This window comes from Chryseobacterium mucoviscidosis, assembly GCF_002177115.1.
Classification (GTDB): domain Bacteria; phylum Bacteroidota; class Bacteroidia; order Flavobacteriales; family Weeksellaceae; genus Chryseobacterium; species Chryseobacterium mucoviscidosis.
The window spans coordinates 18,441-38,242 of the sequence record NZ_MVAG01000122.1; the positions used below are offsets into that span (position 1 = coordinate 18,441).

At 36.7% G+C, this 19,802-nt stretch carries 15 protein-coding genes; 2 read left to right on the forward strand and 13 right to left on the reverse strand.

What is annotated here, in order from left to right; translation table 11 throughout:
* Nucleotides 1-2 precede the first annotated feature (2 nt).
* From B0E34_RS11990 to B0E34_RS12050, 13 genes are all read right to left on the reverse strand, one after another.
* The gene (locus B0E34_RS11990; RefSeq protein ID WP_087709729.1) at nt 3-1,235 is read right to left on the reverse strand and encodes a glycosyltransferase family 4 protein; all 1,233 of its coding nucleotides are present in this window, start codon (nt 1,233-1,235) and stop codon (nt 3-5) included.
* On the reverse strand, nt 1,183-1,923 hold the full coding sequence (locus B0E34_RS11995; protein WP_087709730.1) for an acyltransferase: 741 nt from the start codon (nt 1,921-1,923) through the stop codon (nt 1,183-1,185). Before B0E34_RS11995 ends, B0E34_RS11990 begins: the two co-directional genes overlap by 53 nt.
* Nucleotides 1,920-4,229 carry a nucleoside/nucleotide kinase family protein gene (locus tag B0E34_RS12000; protein WP_087709732.1) on the reverse strand — a complete coding sequence of 770 codons (2,310 nt, stop codon included), beginning with the start codon at nt 4,227-4,229 and terminating at the stop codon, nt 1,920-1,922. Before B0E34_RS12000 ends, B0E34_RS11995 begins: the two co-directional genes overlap by 4 nt.
* A 133-nt stretch (nt 4,230-4,362) precedes the next feature.
* The gene (locus B0E34_RS12005; protein ID WP_087709734.1) at nt 4,363-5,655 is read right to left on the reverse strand and encodes an O-antigen ligase family protein; all 1,293 of its coding nucleotides are present in this window, start codon (nt 5,653-5,655) and stop codon (nt 4,363-4,365) included.
* A 1-nt stretch (nt 5,656) separates the two neighbouring features.
* Nucleotides 5,657-6,772 (reverse strand): glycosyltransferase family 4 protein, encoded by a 1,116-nt coding sequence (locus B0E34_RS12010; RefSeq protein WP_087709736.1) that lies wholly within the window; start codon nt 6,770-6,772, stop codon nt 5,657-5,659.
* Nucleotides 6,763-7,989, reverse strand: a complete 1,227-nt coding sequence (locus B0E34_RS12015) for a lipopolysaccharide biosynthesis protein (RefSeq protein ID WP_087709738.1) — start codon at nt 7,987-7,989, stop codon at nt 6,763-6,765. The genes B0E34_RS12010 and B0E34_RS12015 overlap by 10 nt, the downstream gene beginning before the upstream one ends.
* Nucleotides 7,986-10,133 carry a GumC family protein gene (locus B0E34_RS12020; RefSeq protein ID WP_165762983.1) on the reverse strand — a complete coding sequence of 716 codons (2,148 nt, stop codon included), beginning with the start codon at nt 10,131-10,133 and terminating at the stop codon, nt 7,986-7,988. Before B0E34_RS12020 ends, B0E34_RS12015 begins: the two co-directional genes overlap by 4 nt.
* A 12-nt stretch (nt 10,134-10,145) precedes the next feature.
* Nucleotides 10,146-10,877 (reverse strand): polysaccharide biosynthesis/export family protein, encoded by a 732-nt coding sequence (locus B0E34_RS12025; protein WP_087709742.1) that lies wholly within the window; start codon nt 10,875-10,877, stop codon nt 10,146-10,148.
* A gap of 5 nt (nt 10,878-10,882) precedes the next feature.
* Nucleotides 10,883-11,323 (reverse strand): response regulator, encoded by a 441-nt coding sequence (locus tag B0E34_RS12030; RefSeq protein ID WP_087709744.1) that lies wholly within the window; start codon nt 11,321-11,323, stop codon nt 10,883-10,885.
* Between the two features lie 119 nt (nt 11,324-11,442).
* Nucleotides 11,443-13,701, reverse strand: coding sequence for a PAS domain-containing hybrid sensor histidine kinase/response regulator (locus B0E34_RS12035; RefSeq protein ID WP_087709746.1), 2,259 nt, complete (start codon nt 13,699-13,701; stop codon nt 11,443-11,445).
* Between the two features lie 2 nt (nt 13,702-13,703).
* On the reverse strand, nt 13,704-14,843 hold the full coding sequence (locus B0E34_RS12040; RefSeq protein WP_087709747.1) for an FIST signal transduction protein: 1,140 nt from the start codon (nt 14,841-14,843) through the stop codon (nt 13,704-13,706).
* A 3-nt stretch (nt 14,844-14,846) separates the two neighbouring features.
* A complete protein-coding gene (locus B0E34_RS12045) occupies nt 14,847-16,199 on the reverse strand; it encodes a sigma-54-dependent transcriptional regulator (protein ID WP_087709749.1) in 1,353 nt (450 codons plus the stop codon).
* 315 nt (nt 16,200-16,514) lie between these two features.
* Entirely contained in the window at nt 16,515-17,936 is a 1,422-nt protein-coding gene (locus B0E34_RS12050) for a sugar MFS transporter (RefSeq protein ID WP_087709751.1), read from the reverse strand.
* 257 nt (nt 17,937-18,193) lie between these two features.
* Here B0E34_RS12050 and B0E34_RS21115 point away from each other — a divergent pair, with 257 nt between their 5' ends.
* Together B0E34_RS21115 and B0E34_RS12060 are read left to right on the forward strand one after the other, a co-directional pair.
* Nucleotides 18,194-18,409, forward strand: a complete 216-nt coding sequence (locus B0E34_RS21115) for a hypothetical protein (RefSeq protein WP_076390494.1) — start codon at nt 18,194-18,196, stop codon at nt 18,407-18,409.
* 385 nt (nt 18,410-18,794) lie between these two features.
* The gene (locus tag B0E34_RS12060) at nt 18,795-19,793 is read left to right on the forward strand and encodes an SDR family oxidoreductase (RefSeq protein WP_087709755.1); all 999 of its coding nucleotides are present in this window, start codon (nt 18,795-18,797) and stop codon (nt 19,791-19,793) included.
* The last annotated feature ends 9 nt before the right edge of the window (nt 19,794-19,802 follow it).

Here is a 19,802-nt window from a genome sequence, read left to right on the forward strand (position 1 = left end):
GGCTAAATTTGGTTATAGATTGTATTGAGATGATCGCCTCTTTTTTCCCAGGAAAATCGGTCGAGATAATGCTTTCTGGCTTCAATGCTCATTTTGTGCTGAAGATCTTTGTCTGAAAATAATTTCGTTAAAGCATTGCTTAATTCCGTTACCGTTTGATCATATTCCTGCTGTGGAATAGTAAAACCGCATTTTTCGGTAATAAATTCTCCGGGACCTTCATTTTGAAGACAGACAACCGGAAGTCCGAAAGAAAGTGCTTCCGGAACAACCATTCCTGCTCCTTCATGAGATGGAAAAAGAAAAACAGAAGCTTGTTCATACATTTTCATCAGTTCTCTGCGGTCGATCCATTCAATGATTTCAATATAATTTTCAGCATTATTTTGCTGAATTATATCTTTGTAAAACTGCTTTTGTTCGCCGGTTCCCACCAAAATTAACTTACATTTCGCTTTTTCTTCTGCTGAAAGCGCATTGATAAACTGAATGAATGAACGGATCGTGAGATCAAAACCTTTTAACGGAACAAATCTTCCTACGCTGATTACGGCAAAATCCGATTTTACCGCCACTTCATCTTTTTGAAAAAAATCTTCCGAAGCAACGGAAGGATAAAGCGAATACTGATCTTTTTTAACTTTAAGCTTTTCCGAAACTCCGCTGTTCATGCACCAGATGTGATTAGAATGCTGAACTGTTTTTTTCAGGGAAGGCGAAAGTTTCCAGAAAAAGTTTTTCACCATCCATGTTAAACGGTCTTTAAGGAAATATTTTTGAGAATAATCTTTCAGATATTGTTTAGGAATAAGAGGATGATGTCCTACAGGTCCCCAAACCAAAGGCTTTTTTAATTTCCATAAAAAACTTGGCGTCCAGTCGTTATGAAAATTCACATTGTGAGCAATGTCAAAATCGACCTTCTGTTTTTTTACAAATGAAACAATGCCTCGTTGCCATAGATAATAATACAGAAGCGCACCGCGACCTCCTTTTTTCCAGAAACGCATCCAGTAGGGAAGATCAAAATAAAGGAAATTCATGTTCTGATATAACGGATCTGGATTTTCCTTCATGTATTTTTCAATATGTGTTTTATTGTTTTCTCTCGTTACTACAAAAACTTTACGGAATCTGGCGATCTGATACACAAAATTCCATCCCATCGCATCTTCCGATCCTTTATACGGATTGATGGCGTAGCACGTTGCGAGTATCGTCTGATTGGTTTTCATGGGTTCTTGTTTTTAAAAGTTTAGCGGGAACTCCGCCGATGATGCTGTTGTCCGGAAAAGATTTCGTAATCACACTTCCTGCAGCCAGAATACATCCGTTTCCGATTTCCACACCGTCCAGAATCGTTACTTTGCTGCCGATCCAACAGTTTTTCCCGATCTTAATTCCTTTTCTGTTAACGCCCTGAAGCCGGATTGACGTTTCAGGATCTTCATAATTATGATTTTCGGGGTGACAGCTCAGATATTGTCCTACGATGCATTCGTCTCCGATTTCCAGTCCTCCGGAACCGCCCAGATAAGCAAATTCTCCGATCCCGACATTGTTTCCTATTTTTATTTTTTCTCCGATATTGTTAAAAGAGGTGGAAACAATCACTCTGCTGAAAGCGCCTATCGATACATTGTCTCCAAATTCAATTCCGTGTTTTGCAAGGGCAGAAACATACACATCATTTCCCAGACGCAGAAACTTTCCCCATTTTATTTTAGAAACATTAAAGAAACTTACTCTTTTGCCTAAAAGCATTCCTTTGGGATTTCTGAAAGAGAGAAGCATCCTGAAACCTCTGATGATGCTCCAGAGCTGGATCCAGATAAACTGCAGAACCGCTCCGGAGTTCAGATCATCATCTATAGTAAAGTAGGGACTTCTTAGTTTTATGATTTTTACGACAAGCTTTTTCATCTCTCTGTGATTATTGTGTTCATGATCGTTCCTAATGTCACATCAAGATCATTGTTTTCGATTGCTAAGTACTTCACTCTCTGGTTCTTTCTCTCCAGTTTAGAGAAAAGGGAACTGTACTCTGAAGTAAGGTCGCAAATCGAGTGATACGAAAGTTCTTTTTTTCTGCTAAGTATTTTTTCAGGCGCGGCGTACAGGAAGAAGTTGAATTCCGGCTTCATCAGGAAATGATATCCTGTCTCCGTTACGGATTTCGGAAGCTGAATGTTGCTTCTTCTTGCATCGGCAATAAAATCGAAATAATACCTGTCGTATAAAACTATTTTTCCCCTCAAAACATATTTTGTGTAAATAACAAACTGTCCTAAAATATAATCTGTATAATAATATCCGAATCTTAATAAGGAAGAAAGGGAGTTTTTGTTGTTTCCCTGTCTGGGTAAAGAATTTACCGCGTCCTCATGTGCTTTTTCCTTTCCTTTTGTCCATACACTCAGGATGGGAAGCAGGGAAGGTCTGTGTCTCAGAACTTTTACAGGTCTTCTGTAACGTTTTTCAATAAGTTCGGAAACTTTCGAGATCACGGTAGATTTTCCGGCTCCGTCCACACCGCTGAATGTGATGATGAATCCTTTTTCTGCAAACGAATCTTTTAAATAATGAACAATATTTTTAAAATAACTGAATCCTCTGTTTTCGTTTTTCATTTTCAGGGTTTTAATGGTAAGTTCTCTGTCGGTTATTTTGTTTGATTTTAAATGTTCTGAAACAAATTTCTCATACGTTTCAGGAATTTCTGCATCGTTCAGGCTGTAAAACAGATCAATAAATCGTGCAGTGTCTTTTTCTGAAACTTTATAAACACCAAATCTGTTTTTTCTTCTGTTTTCAATGATTTTTGAAACCTCCATGATCTGTATATGCTTCCATTTCACCTGATGAATAAGATCCAGATTAAGAATTTCGTTTTGAAGCGTAACGATTCTTACCGTCTGCATAAAAGATTTCTTCACCGTTGAAACTTTCTGTACGAGACTGTGTCCGGATAAATAACTGACTAATTTCTGCGCGTTATCAGAAGAAATAATCAGATCAATATCAGAATTCAGCTTCAGCTTTTCTGGTTCTTCGTTGTGAAATTTCAAAGCCGCATAATCGGTATGGTAAAGCGCATCGAAAGTATCTAAAATGACCAGTTCTCTTTCGGTAGAATGGTTTTTAAGAATGATATTTAAAGCTTCATTCCATGTTTGTAACAGCCAGTGAATCTGAAGATGCCATTCTTCCTGTGCCGCATAAATGGTAAGGTAAGACAATGTGTTCGTCAGAAGATAAAATTTTAAATATTTCTGAAGTTCTGCGTCACTGAACCGGAAGGTAATTTTATTTTTCTCTTCAATTTCTGTATAAATTTCTTTCCAGCTTTTTTTCTGAATCAAAATTCCGTTCTGAATGATAAAATGAAAGAAATCGAACGCTTTCGGTTTTTCTGTGGAAGACAGTTCCCAGTCGTAAACCGCCAGATTTTCATTCTTTACGTAGCAGTTCCATGAGGTGAAATCTCCGTGTGAAAAGGCAACATCGATGTTTTTGTCTTCATTGGTGTGTCTCAGGATCGCTTTTATCTTTCGGAGGATGTTTTTCGGAATTCTTTCATCTTCAATGTTTAAAAACTGTTCTTTTACACTTTGAAAATACTTCCATTCCGAGATTTTCACGCTTCTTTCATGATGTACGGAAATCATTTTCAAAGCTTCCGCATGAATTTTCGTAAAAGAATTTTCACGCATTCCGCCTTTTGAAATATCAGATAATTTAAGAATGTTTTTATTAATCATGGAAGCTTCCGGAACCTGCAATACATTGCCAGAAATAATTTTTCTAAGGTTTTTACTTTCTGTGGCAATCAGCTTTTTAGCAGAATCTGTTTCCGCGATCTTGTAAAAATATCCTCCGCTGAACAGAAGTGCCTTATTGTTGGGACCAACAGTTCCCGTAAAAATAGCCCAGTCATTTTCGATATTAAATACCGGCTCACTGTTTTTTACATAATAAAGAACTTCTTTCTTAAAAACAATTTTCTGTAGACGCAGCGCAAAAACCATTTTTACCAATACCTCGAAAAGTTTTGCTTTCGGAGTAGCCGCATTGTAAAATTTTAGAAATAAAGGCTTTGAGGAATCTGAGTTCCAAAACCACCTTACTGTTCCGTCAGGATTTTTGATGTACGAAAAAGAGATTTTCTTGCTGTTCTCTTCCTGTTTTGTAAACAATTTGTACCCTGTATTTCTAAATAATGTTTTCATGATGATTATTGATATACCAAAATAGTATAAAAATATCTGCCAAAAAATTAAAATACTGATAATTAATCAGTTATGAATTTTTTTAATTGAATTTAAATTCCAAAATATGGAAAAAATACTGTTCTGTGGAAATTTAGTCCGGCAGTAACTCCGGTCTTTTTTTCTTAAGAATGATTTTCTGCAACCTTGTAAGATGATTGTTGTTTCGGAATGCAATGGAAAATATAATGATCTGATAGAACATGATCCCATAATTACTTTCCCCGAAGATTCCAAATTCTGTAAAGGAATTGATCACGATAGGAATAAGAATCCCAATGAGCATCAGTTTTAGTTCCTTCTGTTCAGACAATATGGATTTTACGGTAAAAAACACCTGAAAAAGAACAATGGTAAACCCAATAAATCCAAGATTCATGAGAACCTGCATAAAAGTATTGTGCGTCATTTTTCCCGGATACGTATGGGCGCTCTGGAAAAACTCTTTGTAATCGATCCTCATAAAGCCAAAGCCTAAAAGCGGTTCTCTGGGTAAACCTTCCGTAATTAAAGCCTGCCAAAACGGAAGTCTTCCCGTAAGACTCATGATTTCTTCCAGCCTTTCCTGATCGCCGCCTTTCAGGATAACGCTGTACACTGCGAAAGGTGCAACCATGGCAACAAGCGCAATAATGGCAAATTTCAGGGTTTTCTTTTTGGTCTGGTTGATGTGGAAGAACACGATCAGCAAAAATCCGATAAGAGAAGATCTCGATCCGGTCATGAATAAAGCATACAAAATGACAAGGATTTTTATGATCGTCCAGACTTTCTTTTTAAAGCGGTACAGATCAAAAATAAGACATGCAGAACCCACTCCGGCAAGCATTCCGAGTTCATTCGGGTTCATCATTGTTCCGCCCAGTCTGGCTTCTTCACCACCATCTGTAAGCCGGAAAAATATATCCGGAGCGACCCACATCCCGATCACGAAAACCAGTTGCAGAACGAAAACGGTATTTCCCAGAAGATGGTAGAGTCTGATGTTGTGACCTTCGAAATAAACGTCTAAGATTTTCAGACTTTTTACGAAAAAATAAGCAAAAACAAAGCTCTGAAAGGTCATAAACCATTGCAAAGCGCTGAATCCCGGATTGGTACTCCAGGAAAATGATATAAAACCTAAAATTAAATAGCAGATGTATAAAATCGGCGAAAATATATTTTTGTATTCTAAAGAATTAATGCTTCCGTACCTTATGATTTTAAAATAAATGAGAATAGACGAGATCATCACGCCCATTCTTCCGACAACCTTGATGGCTCGTGTAATGTTTACATTTTCGCTCCATGTAAAAAAACACGCCACCATAAGCAGCAGAACGATAAATAGCTGATTGTTGAGCTTTTTAAGAAATTGCTGATGATGAAGAGGTAACGTTTCCATTTCAGCAGTTGTAAAGTTTGGAGTTCATTTCATCAAGAATGTTGTTCCAGTCAAACGCTTCTTCTACCATTTTTACCGCATTTCCGCAGATTTTTTCATAATTCTGCCGGTCTTTCCAGATTTTGGAAATATCGAAAAATGCTTTGGTAAGGAGTGTTGTCTGAGGCGACGGAATATTGATTCCCGCATTGTATTGTTCAACAAGATAGCCAATGTTGGTGTTTTTGGTAACAATACAGGGTTTCCCGAAATTTGCGGCTTCGATTACGGAAACCGGTAATCCTTCGTTTCTTGAGGGATGCACAAAAACGTCCATCTTTTTCAGGAGATCGTTTTTTTCTTCGCCAAATTTACTTCCGAAAAGGATTGTTTTATCCTCAATTCCCAATGATTTTATCTTTTGGTGCAGCTTCGCTTTTTCGTCGCTGTCGCCCACAATCCACAATTCAGAATAAGGATCCGCTTTAGAAAATTCAGCAAAACTTTCCACAAGCAGATCCAGACCTTTTGTGTACATATCCAGCCGTCCAACAAATCCGAAAATCAGACTTTCCTTTTGGGAACTGAAAGAAAAGTCTTCTTTTACTCTTTCAAAACCGTATGGAATTAAAGTGCCTTTTTGGGTTGGATAAATCGACTGTAAACCCTCCATTTCGCTTTCGCCGATGCAGTGAATTTTTGCAGCATTTTTGATGACCGCTTTTTCAAATAACTCGAAGTAAAGCTTTTTGGTAATCATGCTTTTCTGCATTGCGACCGCGTTGTACGCTCCGTGGGGCGTAATAATATAATTGAATTTGTGTTTCCGCAAAAATCTGCTTAAAGATGAAAATACAGGAATCCATCCGCCGTGAAGATGAAAAACCGTAGATCCGCTGCTGTTTATAATTTCTTTCTGAAGATCTTCCGGAATGGAAAAAGGATTTTTTTTCCGTTTAAAAATCTTCGTTTTAAAGTTTCTTTCGGGGTAATTGATCTCTGTGTTTTCAGAGATTCCCCAAACTTCTACATCCTGCCTGTTTTCGGCCTGTTTGGTCGCGATGTTGTACACGACTTTATTCACGCCGTTCATTTTTTCAGGATTTGCTTTTCCCAATATCAAATGTACTATGCCCATACTGAAATCTGTTTTCTGTTAAGTAAAATTTTCCAGTACACGATCATTAAAATCTGGTTGATGACAAGACCTGCAACTGCGCCGTAAAGTGCTCCGTATTTCAGTAAAAAATGAAAACTGAGTAATGAAAACACAAACGAAATGCAGTATCCTGTAAAAAAAGCTTTATTCTGTTCTAAAACTCTGATGGAAAGTCGGGTAGGATAGCTGTATAAAATCACGATATATAAAACTGAAACCAGTTTAATCACAAAACCATATTGTTGATATTGTTCTCCGCCCAATAACGTAATTAAAGGTTCTGAAAAAATGAAGAAGCCTATGATCAGAATTCCTAAAGCCATCATTCCTTTCGACATACTGAAAAGCAGGGATTTTTTTTCTTCTTTTTTATCCTGATAATGAAGCTGGGCTGTTTTCGGAAGGTAATAATTTTCAACGGTCTGAAGAATGACATTAATAACCCCGAAAAATGACTGAACCAGCCTCAAAGCTCCCAAAGCATTAACTCCTAAATAGATTCCCGCAACGAGCGTGAAAAAATTACTGGAAAACCACTGAACTATAGAAGCGCTCAAAAGCCACTTTCCTTCTGTAACATGATAATGAAAAAGGGAAGCATTTTTTAAACTGAATTCTGCATTTTTCACACAATACCAAACTCCGGGAAGGGAAGCAATGGCGTTGACGATAGCAATAATCAGAAGACTTTTTCCTAAATCAAGACTGTTTTCAAACCAGATTAAAGGAAAAACAAGAAGGAAGATGCTGTCGATAAAAAGCACCAATTGTATGCGGTCTATCGTAAGCAGAACCTTTCTCAGGAAATCCTGAAAAACATATGCCGCCGCAAAAGCGATGATCGCCAATAGATTATCTTTAAAAAACGCCAGTGCAGAAACGGGCAGGAATTTAGCCATCAACAGTAAGGCAGAGAAAATCATTATTAAAACTACTGAAGCCTGAAAAACAAAGCCCAGCGATTTTTTAGTGAATTCTTTGGCTGCCAGAATCTGGAAAGGCTGTACCACAATAGCATTGCAGATGCCTACCAAAAGATACGTCACCAAAAGCACAGACGAGAAGAGACCAAAATCTGAAATGTTCAGTTTTCGGGCAAGCAAAAACGTCAGAAGAAAATTTGTTCCGCTGAAAATCAACTGGTCTGCGAAAACCAGAGATGTGGGTCTGCGAAATATTTCTGTAAGCTTTTTCACGATCTTTTTCTGTTTATAAAACTTTTAATAGAGGTCATTAAACTCGGGTTATAGCCTTCTTTATTCAGCACAAACCAAAGATTGGTCAGTTTGTATTCATCCTTCAGAAGTTCTACGTTCATAATGGTTTTTTCGGCTGTTTTCCGGCTGTCTAAAACAAACAGATTTTCATCTGCCATTTTCAGGAATAATAGAGGAAGTTTGCCTTGTTTTATCGACTGATTGTTGATGATGCAGAGATCATTTCCTGTCATTTTTTCACGGATCAGATTCTCAATATCCGTTGAAGTTAATCTTAAGTTTTTTTCTTCTGAAAAATCGATATAATCGATGTTTTCAATGTCATTTAAGTTTCCTGCCACATCAATCACCAAAACTTTTCTGGATTGCGCCTGCAAAGCTTTTATGATATTTTTTGAATGAAACCTATGCTGTTTCGATTTATCATAAGATGTGATGCAGATGAGGTTTTTATCTTTAATAATTTCTTTCAGTTCCATTTCCAGCACGTTCTCGAGAAAGTGATGCATTGTTTTTTCCCTGCTTTTAATGAAAGGGGTGGTGAATGCAACTGGAATGATGCTGTTTTTTTCGATGGTATATACATCATTCACTTTGGCTTTTGCAAAATGTATGGCGTAGATGAGGGCAATAGATCCGATCATGCTCATGATAGCTGCAACGATGATGATGATGGAACGCATCGGCGAAACCGGCTGTTTCGGCAGTTCTCCTCTTGTAATAATTTTATGAAAAGAAATTTTTGCCGCTTTGGCAATTTCTGCGTCTATTCTTTTTTCGTTCAGGAAGTTGTAGTTCTTTTCGTAAAGATTGAACTCACGATTCATGATGTTCAGCAGTTTTTCTTTCTCGGGAAGCCCGATAAAAGCCTGTTCTGCAATCTGAATATCGCGGTCGATATCGTTATATTTGATCTGTAAATTTTTCTGGGTGTTTTTAATGCTTTCGGTTTGGTAATCGGTAAGATCTTTAATTTTAGCATCAATAATTTTTACTTTCTCATGTTCCGGAGTGTAGGTTAAGAGCAATTCTTTTTTTTCTGCCTGAAGCAGTTTCATATTCTTCACCATTTCGGTTGAAAGGAGGTCGTTGAATGCTTCAAAATTCGGTGCAAGATCAAGATAGTTGTCTTTTCCTTCGGAAATATAGTTGTTGAGATTTTTTATCGCATCCAGATTCATTTTCAGATTGCTTTTCTGAATTTTAAGCTGGGAAATTTTTCTCAGATCAGTTTCTGTTTCCTGCGGAATATTGATGATATTTTCTTTGTTTCGATAATTTTCTATACGGTTTTCTGCACCGGAAAGCTTATTGTTTGCCTGTCCGATTTCATTTTTCAGAAAGTCAACCGTCGTATTGGCAGCGCGGTATTTATTTTCAATATAATCCTGAATGTAGGTTTCTGCAAGCGTATTTACAAGAAGACTCGCTTTTTCAGGAACATTGCTTTTGTAATTGATTCTGATAACGGGAACATCTTTGTCCACGGAAACAATATCAAGATTTTTATTTACTTTATCCAGAAGTTTTTCTCTGCTCAGGAATTCAACTTCATATTGATCGACAATTTTTGCACCGGGTTTGGACTTAAGATAGCTGTCGTTTCTGGTTATGAGAATTTTTCCTCCTTTTATAACGGTAGGAACTCCGAAAGTACCTTTTACTTCTTTAGCAGAATCGGAGGCTTTTATTGTAAAATTCTGATTTGAAGTTATATTAATGATAAATTTTTTATCGTAATTTTTTTCATCGTTTAGAATGCTTTCCACTTTTATCGGAGAATCGCCGAACAATTCTACGGAACGTACTTTTCCTTTTCTGTAAATTTCGGTTGAAAAGGGGAGTTTTTCCAGTGTTTTTTCAATTAATGATGTCGATTTCAGAACTTCTATTTCTGTGCTTATTTTGTTGGGCGTGGCAAAAACATCGAAATCTTTGAAGAGATTCGCGCTCGGAACGCCTTCCTGTGTATCCGCAAGCTTCAGTTTTGCGGTGCTTTCGTACATCGGCGTTACATAGTTGAGGTATTTTTTTGCTGCCAAAACCGCAATAATCATAGCAAGAACGACGATGGGAAATCCTCGTAACAGCGGTTTCAGAAATCTTACATTCTCGTTGTTCATGGTCATCAAATTTTATAATAATCCTATCAGAATCGCGGCTGCGGAAGTAACGGTTGCAAAAGGAATAATGGTGGAAATTCTCTTATCAAAATCTTTGCTTTTCTTAGAAGGAACAATGATGTAATCTCCCGGATGAAGAAGGATATTCTGGTTCGGAACATCTTTCATTTTGGTAAGATCAATATTGGTAACACGAACGTTTTCGCCTTCCTGTCTCAGAATTTTAATGGATTTTAAATTGGCATACATTTCAAATCCTCCGGCTTTGGAAACCAGCTCCAGTAAAGTATTCTGGTCTTTATCCACCTGAATTACCGCCGGATTTCTCACTTCGCCCATCACTGCAATTTCTTTATTCAGCACTTTTACATCCACGATAGGATTTACCAGCCATTTTTTAAGCTTTGTTTTTATTTCTTCCTTTAATTCGGGAAGAGTTTTTCCCACAACAGGAGTCGTTCCCAATTTTGGAATTTCTATATTTCCGTTGATGTCTACCAGAAGCCATTTTCCATATACTTCATTGGAGTTGTAAATGCCGTATACAGAACCCACACTCAGATCATCCTGTCCCCAAACGGAAAGCGTAATTTTGTCGTCTTTACGGATTCTGTATTCGTAGTTGGGATCATAGCTGAAATCCTGCATATTTCGGCTTGCCTGTTCCTCTTCAAGTACGTTGTAGGTTTTACAGGATACCAGAAGCATCAGGAAAAAGAATGAGAGTATGAGTTTTTTTAACATAAGATTTAAAATAAAACGGAAAAGAATTTTCTAAAACCTTTTCGTTGGTTCTGAGACATCTCTTCTTTAATTTTTACTATTTTTTCTATGGTATCCGTCATTCTTTCGCAAACATTGGCATCTTTTACAATATAGTCGAAAGCTCCGTATTTCAGGGCATTTACCGCAGTATCTATATTTTCCTGTGCAGATACCATGATAACGTAAATGTTCGGATCGTATCTTTTTATCTTTTTTAAAACCTCGAAACCGTTAAGATCTTCCATATTGTGATCGAGGAAAATGATATCGGGTTTCTGGTGTAGTTCATCCAGACATTCTTCTCCGCTGCTGAATGAGATAATATTTTCATAATGATTGTTTTTCAGATACTGTTCATACACGGTGGCGCAAAATCTGTCGTCATCTACAATAAAAAACTTTAAATTTTTGTTATTTGTTTCCATCTTTTTTATTTGAAAACAATAAGGCGATTATTGTGCCTTTAATTAAGTATTTGAAAATCAAGATATTAATTATTTTTTAAATTCCAAAATATGGAAAATCTCTTTATTTTGGAATGTTTTTATTTAATTTCCCTTTCCAGTTGGTTTATAGCGGTGAAGAGTGTTTCTTTTACTTCCAGAAACATAGTGTACAGTTCGGGAAAATCAGCCTGTTGCTCTTTGGATTTTACTTCCAGATCCTTTACGGTTTCTTTAATGGAGTAGATTCCCACACCTTCAATACTTGGTTTTATTCTGTGAATGAGGCGTGCTATTTCGGCATAATTTTTCTCTTCAAAAGCTTTTTCCACCATCGGAATGGTTTCCTGGGTCTGTGTGATGAATATGGAAAGCATTTTTTGAATAAAATCATCATTTCCACGGCTTAATGCCTGAATATTTCTGAGGTCATAAAGAATTTTTTCTTCTTCTGAGTTGTTGATTTCCAGGTTACTTTGCATTTTAATGTTTTTATAAATAATTTTCAGCAGTTCGTCCTCGTCAAAAGGTTTGGTGATGTAGCTGTTCATTCCTGCAGCAATGCAGTTGTCTATTTCTGTTTTGAATGCATTGGCGGTAAGCGCAATGATAGGAGTGCCGAGTCTGAATTCCTGTCTTAAAATTTTAGTTGCTTCTATTCCGTCCAGTTCAGGCATCTGAATATCCATTAAAATAATATCAAACTGCTGTTTTGAAAGAATGTCTACTGCCATTTTGCCGTTGTCTGCCTTTGTGACTTCGCACCCGAAATGGGTAAGAGAATTTTCTGCAACCAACTGATTGAGTTCGTTGTCTTCGACAAGTAAAACACGCGTTCCTTCGATGGAAATGTGCTCTTTAACTTCAATATTTTTGGATTCTGATTTTTCTATGCTTTTGTTCATATCCAGAAAGATACTGATCTCTGTTCCTACATTTTTTTTGCTTTTAATCTTTATTTCACCTTTCATGAGGTGGATCAGTTCGCGTGTAATTGCCATACCAAGACCGGTTCCGCCGTATTTTCTTGAAATAGAGCTGTCTTCCTGATTGAATTTTTTGAAGATCTGCTTTACATAATCTTCACTCATCCCGATTCCGGTATCGGTAATGCAGATTTCAAGTTTCTGATGATTGGAAAAATCTTTTATGACTTTACATTCTAAACATATTTCGCCAACGTTCGTAAATTTAAGAGAGTTTCCGATGATGTTGTACAAGATCTGTTTTATCTTGAGCGCATCGGCCTTAAATGCAGAGAAAAGATCATCTGAAAATCTGGCTTTCAACAGTATTTTTTTCTGCCTTGCTTTTGGCTGAAGAATACTGATGATGTCGCTGATGCATTCTTTAAGGGAGAAAACAGTGTTATCCAAAGACATTTCGCCGGATTCTATTTTGGAAATATCCAGAATATTATTGATGATTGATAAAAGATGCTGAGCCGCGTTAAAACTATTCTCCACAAACTGATTTTGTGTTGTTGTAAGATCCAGTCTTTTAAGTTCTCTGAGGAAACCTATGATCGCATTCAGTGGTGTTCGTATCTCATGGCTCATATTGGCTAAAAAGACTTCTTTTGCTTTAGAGGCTTCAATAGCTTTGGATTTTTCCTGTTTAAGGTCTTCTTCCAGTCTTTTTTGGTCTGTAATGTCGAGATGAATTCCTATGGAACCTAAAAGATTTCCGTGATCGTCATAGTTGGGCGCACCGCTGATTGCCCACCATCTCAGTTCGCCTCTTTTATTTTTTATCGGGAGCTGATAAACGCTGGAAATTCCTTTTTCTCTCAGTTCGATCTGTTCCTGGATAAATTCCTGATTGGCTTCTCCCTGTACGAAAAGCTGTGAAGGATTTTTACCAATGATTTCGTCCAGTTCAAAACCTGAAACATTGCAGAAACTCTGATTGGCGTACCGTACAATCTCGTCATTATCTACCTCAATAAGTCCGAGATTCATATTCGCGATAATGTTACGGTATTTTTCTTCCTGCCGTTTTATATTGTCCTGCGCTCTTTTTCTTTCTTTAAGCTGTTCGGCGAGGTATAAGGAAAGTTCTTTAAGGTCTTTATTTTTTTTGGTATCAAAAGCGGAATCTAATAAACTTAATGATTCATAAAGGCTCGAAATAGATTCCTGTTTGAGTTCATTTTCTTTTTTCAGATCGTTAAACAGCTCTTTGTATTCTTTTTCGCTCTGCCTGAAAGCATGATCGGTAAGTTCTTTATCTCTTTCAAAAGATTTGTAGGAATCGTTAACTGCGTTAATGAAACTATTAAACTGCGGATGTTTTTTACAATCTTCCGTAAGATATTTTTTGATCTGTCTGTTAAGGATGTTATGCAGTTCGGTTTCCATAGTTATTCGGTTTCATTTACAGTGGTAATGGTAATGGTTTGGTTATGCAGTGCGCAATCTCCAAAAGATTTAGCGGGCGAAATTTCTCCGTAGGAATAAAAACCGTTGATAAGTGCTTTTTTGCCAAAAATATCTCTTACGATTTCTACTTCTTCGGCAACTCTTTCTCCTAGAACCATTTTTCTTCCTACACAGCTCACAATAATTCCCAGTTTAGGATCGGGGCTCATTTCAAGGCAGGCATTTGCTGCATCATTTGCCGCATCTATAAGGCGATCCAGGTTAGCTTTCATAAATCTTACATGGCTTCCTTCCGGCAAATCTCCCGCAAAGATCATCATGTTGTTTTTTTCATTAATTGAAAGAATGGTTCTTACTACGGGAGCAGAATCTTCATCAATTTTTAAGGATAGCGGAAAGAGCAGGGCAGAACTGGGAAGTTCTTCTGCATATTTTCCCAGATAACTCTTGTAAAGATCTAAAGCATTTTTATTGTCTATTTCTACGAGAATATTGTTCTGGGATTTGGTAACGGTTCTTTCCAGTCCGAAACTTTCCCATCCTCCGAATGAGGCATGAGCGAGTTCCAGTTTTTCACCATAAAAACCGATGGCAACGATTTTATTGCAGACAGGCGTTTCGTTAAGCCCTACAACGGTTTTCTCAAAACGATCTCCGTCACCCGCCAATCCGCCGGAAATTAAAACTCCTTCGGGACGTCCTTCATTGAGTCCTTTTACGAGTTGGCTTCCATTTACTTTACTTCCGTCCGACAGTACGAATACCCACTTTAGATTTTTGTGACAGAGTTTATCAATAAGAGTTTTTCCGGCTTCATAACTGTTCTGAAAATCATTAATGTCAATCTGCTGCGTTTTTATATAGGAAGAAGAGAATTCAATGGCGGTAACTGTTACGGTTTCATCAAAAACTTCATTGCAGAAAATTTCTCCTGATGATGAAGACAGGGCAATTTCCGCGTTGGGGAATTTTGTTTTAATTACCTCAAAAAAATCAGAGTTTTCAAGGATATTCCGGCTGCCATATCCTAAAACAAGCTGAGCTTTATTATAGTCCAGATTTTCATTGTTTCTTTCAGATTTCCATATCCCGTCAGCAAAAAGTAGTTTAGCGACTTTCATGTATTATTTAGTTTTTTTAAGGTCTGTACTGTTGATAAGATTATAGACTGTAGATTTTCCGATGTCTAATATTTTAGCTGTTTTAATGACGTCATTATTGTTCTCTTTCAGGAAGTGAAGGATAATATCTGTCGTGTATTGTTTAAGCGTTTTTTGCTCAGAAAGAAAATTTTCAGATTCTTTTTCAAGGCTGTAAAAGCTAATGTCATCCGCAGTTATTTCGTTGCTTTCTGCCATTACGCAGGCAAGATCGATAACGGATTTCAGCTCTCGTATATTTCCCGGAAAGCTGTATTTCATGAGTTTTTTTCGCGCATCGGAAGCTAAAACCAGAGGTTTGATTTTGTTTTCTTTGGCAAAAAGATCTATAAAATGTTTGGCAAGAATTAAAGTGTCCTGATCTCTTTCTCTGAGCGGAGGTAATTCTATAGGAAGACCGATAACCCTGTAATAGAGATCTTCTCTGAAGTTTCCTTTTTTTACTTCATTTGCCAGATTTTTGTGGGTCGCAATAATGAGTCTTACGTCCAGCTTTATTTTCTGGGTTCCGCCGACTCTTGTAATTTCTCTTTCCTGCAATGCCCGAAGAAGCTTGCTTTGAAGATTGAGATCCAGTTCTGCGATCTCATCCAGAAAAATAGTTCCTCCGTTTGCCTGTTCAAATTTTCCGACCGATTTATCTGTTGCTCCTGTAAATGCTCCTTTTTCATGACCAAAAAATTCACTTTCCACCAGATCTTTAGGAATTGCTGCCATATTTACGGCAACAAAAGGTTTGTTTTTTCTGGAAGAATGATAATGTATTGCTCTTGCAACTACTTCTTTTCCGGTTCCTGTTTCGCCTGTTACAGAAACGTTGATGTTGGATTTCAGTGCTTTATTGATCTTTGAAAATATGTTTTTGACGGAATCGCTCTGTCCGATAATTGTTTTCTCAAAACTGTATTTTTTTTCGAGTTCATCTTTCAGTTCTTCCACTTCCTGTTTTAGCGAGATATTTTCTCTCAGGCGGATAATGGAGTTCCACAGAAGTTCTTTGGTGTGTTCGTTTTTTACGATGTAATCTTTTGCGCCCTGCTTCAGAAAATCAATGGCAACGGAAATGTTTTCCTGACCGCTGATTACAATGATCGGCAGATCCGGATAGAGTGTTTTGATCTGTTTAAAAAGATCGTCTCCCTGAATGTCGGGCAAGCCGAAATCGATACAAATGATATCAGGATTCCGGTAAAGCTCGGAAAGGCATTCTTTGCCGGAACTGTAAAGAAAAACTTCATAATCAGGATTAAGCTGAAGATGATATTTAAGCATTTCTCCGATGAAGGGATCATCATCCACAAGGAAAATTCTGACCATTATAATATTTGTTAAAAATTCTGATTAAAAGTAAAATTTTTTCTTTACATAATGAAATATTTTAATTGATATATAATTTATAATGCTTTATTGATGGGTTTTTTGATTGTTTTGTGCTGGTTTGTTTAGGGTTATATATTTTATGGGATAGTATTTAATAGATTATGAATGCTTGATAAATTTTAAATTTCTAATTAATAACAAGGATTGAATATTATTTATGTATTGTCTTTGTGGCTTGTTTATTGTGAAAAGTGATCATTTATAAAAAAAACCTGCTGTAAAAGCAGGTTTCTTTATTTTAAAACTGAAAATTTAATGTCCGGCTTTTGAGCCATCTTCCTGCTTTACATGACTCAGGTACTTTGTACAATAAGCTCCGAAGATCAGGATGACGATATAACAGAATACAGGAATGATGAAAGAATGCTGAACCCCGAAAATATCTGCTAAATATCCCTGAAAAACAGGAACAATAGCACCTCCCAGAATTGCCATAACCACCAGAGAAGAACCCTGACTTGTGTATTTTCCCAATCCTGAAATAGCGAGAGTGTAGATGTTTGAGAACATGATTGAGTTAAAGATTCCGATTCCCAGAATGCTGTACATCGCTAGTTCGCCATGATTCAACATTGCGGAAATCAATAAAAGAACATTAATTCCTGCAAATATCGATAAAGTTCTTGCCGGAGCCGATTTTCCGATAAAAAATGCAATGAAATTTAAGACAATAAATACTAAAAAGAAGCTGATCTGGGAAAAGCTAAGATCTACAATGCTGAAAATAACCAAAAATACAGTGATAGCCGCTCCCAACATATATAAAGCTTTTTTTGTCTGACTGATTGACTGATTGAGTGAAATTGCACCTAAAAATCTTCCTATCATTGCGCCTCCCCAATACAGGGAAAGATAATTTTTGCTTACTACTTCAGAAAGATTCATCACCTGTGGCTGCTCCAGAAAACTAATGATGAAACTTCCCACTGCAACTTCGCCTCCTACGTAACAGAACATGGTAAGAACTCCAAATTTCAGATGGTTGTGCTGCAAAGCTCCGAATCCTTTTACAATTTCTTCCCCTTTTACCTGAAAGTCCGGAAGTTTAACTCTTGAAATAAGCAAAGCTACCAAAAGCAGAATTGCTGCAAAAATGAGATAAGGAATTTTCGTAGCTGCTGCACTGAAAGATCCGTTCGGAGCGGAAAACAATTCAAAAATTAAATGTCCGCCTAAAACCGGAGCAATTGTGGTTCCGAAGGCATTGAACGCCTGCGTCATGTTCAGACGGCTGGATGCGGATTCTTCCGGACCCAAAAGCGAAACGTAAGCATTTGCCGTAATCTGTAAAATGGTAAATCCTAACCCTAAAATAAATAAGGCTCCCAAAAATAATCCGTAAGAAGAAAAACTTGCAGCAGGGTAGAAAAGTACACATCCTAAAGCGGCAAGAAAGATCCCGAAAATAATTCCTTTTTTGTAACCTACTTTGTCAATGGGATCTCCTTTTGTGGTGGAGATAAGAAAATAGATCAGAGAGCCGATAAAGTAAGCTCCGAAAAAACAGAACTGTACAAGCATCGATTCAAAGAAAGTAAGCTTAAAAAGCTGTTTCAGATAAGGGATAAGAATGTCGTTCATACAGGTGATGAATCCCCACATAAAAAACAATAGTGTAATGGTAATCAACGGAACAGTGTAGTTTCTGTTGTCTGTTTTAGCATTATTTATCATAAATTCATATATATTAAAGTTTAAAGATAGCAGGTTTATTCAATAAATTATCATTTCGAGACAATAAATTTAACCGTTTAAGCAAAGAATTTTTAATATGATGATTATTTATGACCATCAAAGACTGAATAATGTTTATTGTGAATATAATCACTGTATTGGTGTATTTTTATTTAAATTTTAAAAATTTAACTTTATTGAAGAAAATTGGCAAAGAAATTGTGTATCTCTATTTGAAACTCTTAAAAGACAAAGCTATGATTTCTTACTACGATTTTAAAAATTTGCCAAATCAGGCACAGTGCAGTTTCGTGATGAATGAAGGACGTATCATGAGCGAAAGAACTATGGATACAGTAAAATATGTACTTTATGAAGTATCTTATTTTACCGTTGAGGTTATATACAATACTATTAACAACAAAACAGAAGTCATTAATGTTTTTCAGAACAAAGGAGCTTATGCTATGTAAGCATATTTAAAGAGACATATTATTTATTAAAGAACAGATCTTGTGAAGGTCTGTTTTTTTATTGCTTTTATCCGGAAATTAGGGGATTTAAATCAAAAAAATCCTCAGAGAGAATCTGAGGATAAAAACTAATAACCATGAAAACTCAAATTAAACATGAGTAATTAGTAGTATTAAAAAATTGTGCCAAGAAAATACTGAAAAACCTGTATTTAAGATTAATTAAGAATATTAACGAAAATTTATAGTATAAAAATTTTATAACATCCTTCATCTATTTTTTTATCTCGGAATTAGATAAATACAGAAGAATTTAAATGATATTTATACTCGGTATGGCATAATAATAGGTTGATTACAGGTAATTAACCAAAACCATCACAAAATGAATTCTAATAATGAACAAAAAAGTCTCAGAGGGAAAACCGTAGTTATTACCGGAGGAAGCAGTGGAGTAGGAAGAGCTGCCGCAGAAGCATTTGCATTGGAAGGGTGTAATATTGTAGTTGCGGCAAGAGGCAAAGAAGCTTTGGGCGAAACCGTGGCTTTATGCAGAGATTTGGGTGTTTCCGCTATGGCTGTTCCCACGGATGTTTCTATTGCAGGTGATGTTCAAAATTTAGCCAATAAAGCATTGCAGTTTAACGGCAGAATAGATATTTGGGTAAACAATGCAGGAGTAATGTCCAGTGGGAAATTTGAAGAAATTCCGATGGATGTAAATGAACAGGTGATTAAAACCAATCTTTTCGGATATATGCATGGAGCTTACAGTGTTTTGCCGGTCTTTAAAAAACAGAATGAAGGAATTTTAATCAATAATGTTTCTATAGGCGGATTTATGCCGGCTCCTTACAGTGCGGTTTACTCTTCTACAAAATTCGGAATTCGTGGGATGATGGAATGTCTCCATGGAGAAATTTCAGATTTTCCGCAGATCCATATCTGTAATCTTTATCCGCAGATTCAGCGTTCTACAGGAAATATGCACTCTGCAAAATATTCAGGGCTGGATTTTAAAATTCCTCCTTTCGCGGCAGATCCGAGAGATACAGCAGCAAAAATGGTAGAACTGGCAAAACATCCTAAAAAAGACCTCTTTCCCGATTTTACTTCGGCATTCCTAAAAAATATTTATGGTTTATTTCCAAAGCCGATTATTAATACAGCTTCAGCAGCTATGAGAGTAATGATGAAAGTTAAAAATGCACCATCAGATTCCGGGAACGTTTTACAACCTTCATCAGATCCTCACCGTATTTATGGGGAAACAATGCTTCCGGTTCCTTCAAAAAAAACAAAAATTGCAGTTTTAGCAGGTTTGGGATTAGGTTTAGCTTATATGTTTTTAAAAGTGAGATCCAATTCTTCGGAAAAGAGCTAAAATAAAAAA

Bases quoted from the DNA above. Each gene is read 5' to 3' on its own strand.
- B0E34_RS11990 (WP_087709729.1), bottom strand. From the start codon at position 1,235: ATGAAAACCAATCAGACGATACTCGCAACGTGCTACGCCATCAATCCG.
- B0E34_RS11995 (WP_087709730.1), bottom strand. From the start codon at position 1,923: ATGAAAAAGCTTGTCGTAAAAATCATAAAACTAAGAAGTCCCTACTTT.
- B0E34_RS12000 (WP_087709732.1), bottom strand. From the start codon at position 4,229: ATGAAAACATTATTTAGAAATACAGGGTACAAATTGTTTACAAAACAG.
- B0E34_RS12005 (WP_087709734.1), bottom strand. From the start codon at position 5,655: ATGGAAACGTTACCTCTTCATCATCAGCAATTTCTTAAAAAGCTCAAC.
- B0E34_RS12010 (WP_087709736.1), bottom strand. From the start codon at position 6,772: ATGGGCATAGTACATTTGATATTGGGAAAAGCAAATCCTGAAAAAATG.
- B0E34_RS12020 (WP_165762983.1), bottom strand. From the start codon at position 10,133: ATGAACAACGAGAATGTAAGATTTCTGAAACCGCTGTTACGAGGATTT.
- B0E34_RS12025 (WP_087709742.1), bottom strand. From the start codon at position 10,877: ATGTTAAAAAAACTCATACTCTCATTCTTTTTCCTGATGCTTCTGGTA.
- B0E34_RS12030 (WP_087709744.1), bottom strand. From the start codon at position 11,323: ATGGAAACAAATAACAAAAATTTAAAGTTTTTTATTGTAGATGACGAC.
- B0E34_RS12035 (WP_087709746.1), bottom strand. From the start codon at position 13,701: ATGGAAACCGAACTGCATAACATCCTTAACAGACAGATCAAAAAATAT.
- B0E34_RS12040 (WP_087709747.1), bottom strand. From the start codon at position 14,843: ATGAAAGTCGCTAAACTACTTTTTGCTGACGGGATATGGAAATCTGAA.
- B0E34_RS12045 (WP_087709749.1), bottom strand. From the start codon at position 16,199: ATGGTCAGAATTTTCCTTGTGGATGATGATCCCTTCATCGGAGAAATG.
- B0E34_RS12050 (WP_087709751.1), bottom strand. From the start codon at position 17,936: ATGATAAATAATGCTAAAACAGACAACAGAAACTACACTGTTCCGTTG.
- B0E34_RS21115 (WP_076390494.1), top strand. From the start codon at position 18,194: ATGATTTCTTACTACGATTTTAAAAATTTGCCAAATCAGGCACAGTGC.
- B0E34_RS12060 (WP_087709755.1), top strand. From the start codon at position 18,795: ATGAATTCTAATAATGAACAAAAAAGTCTCAGAGGGAAAACCGTAGTT.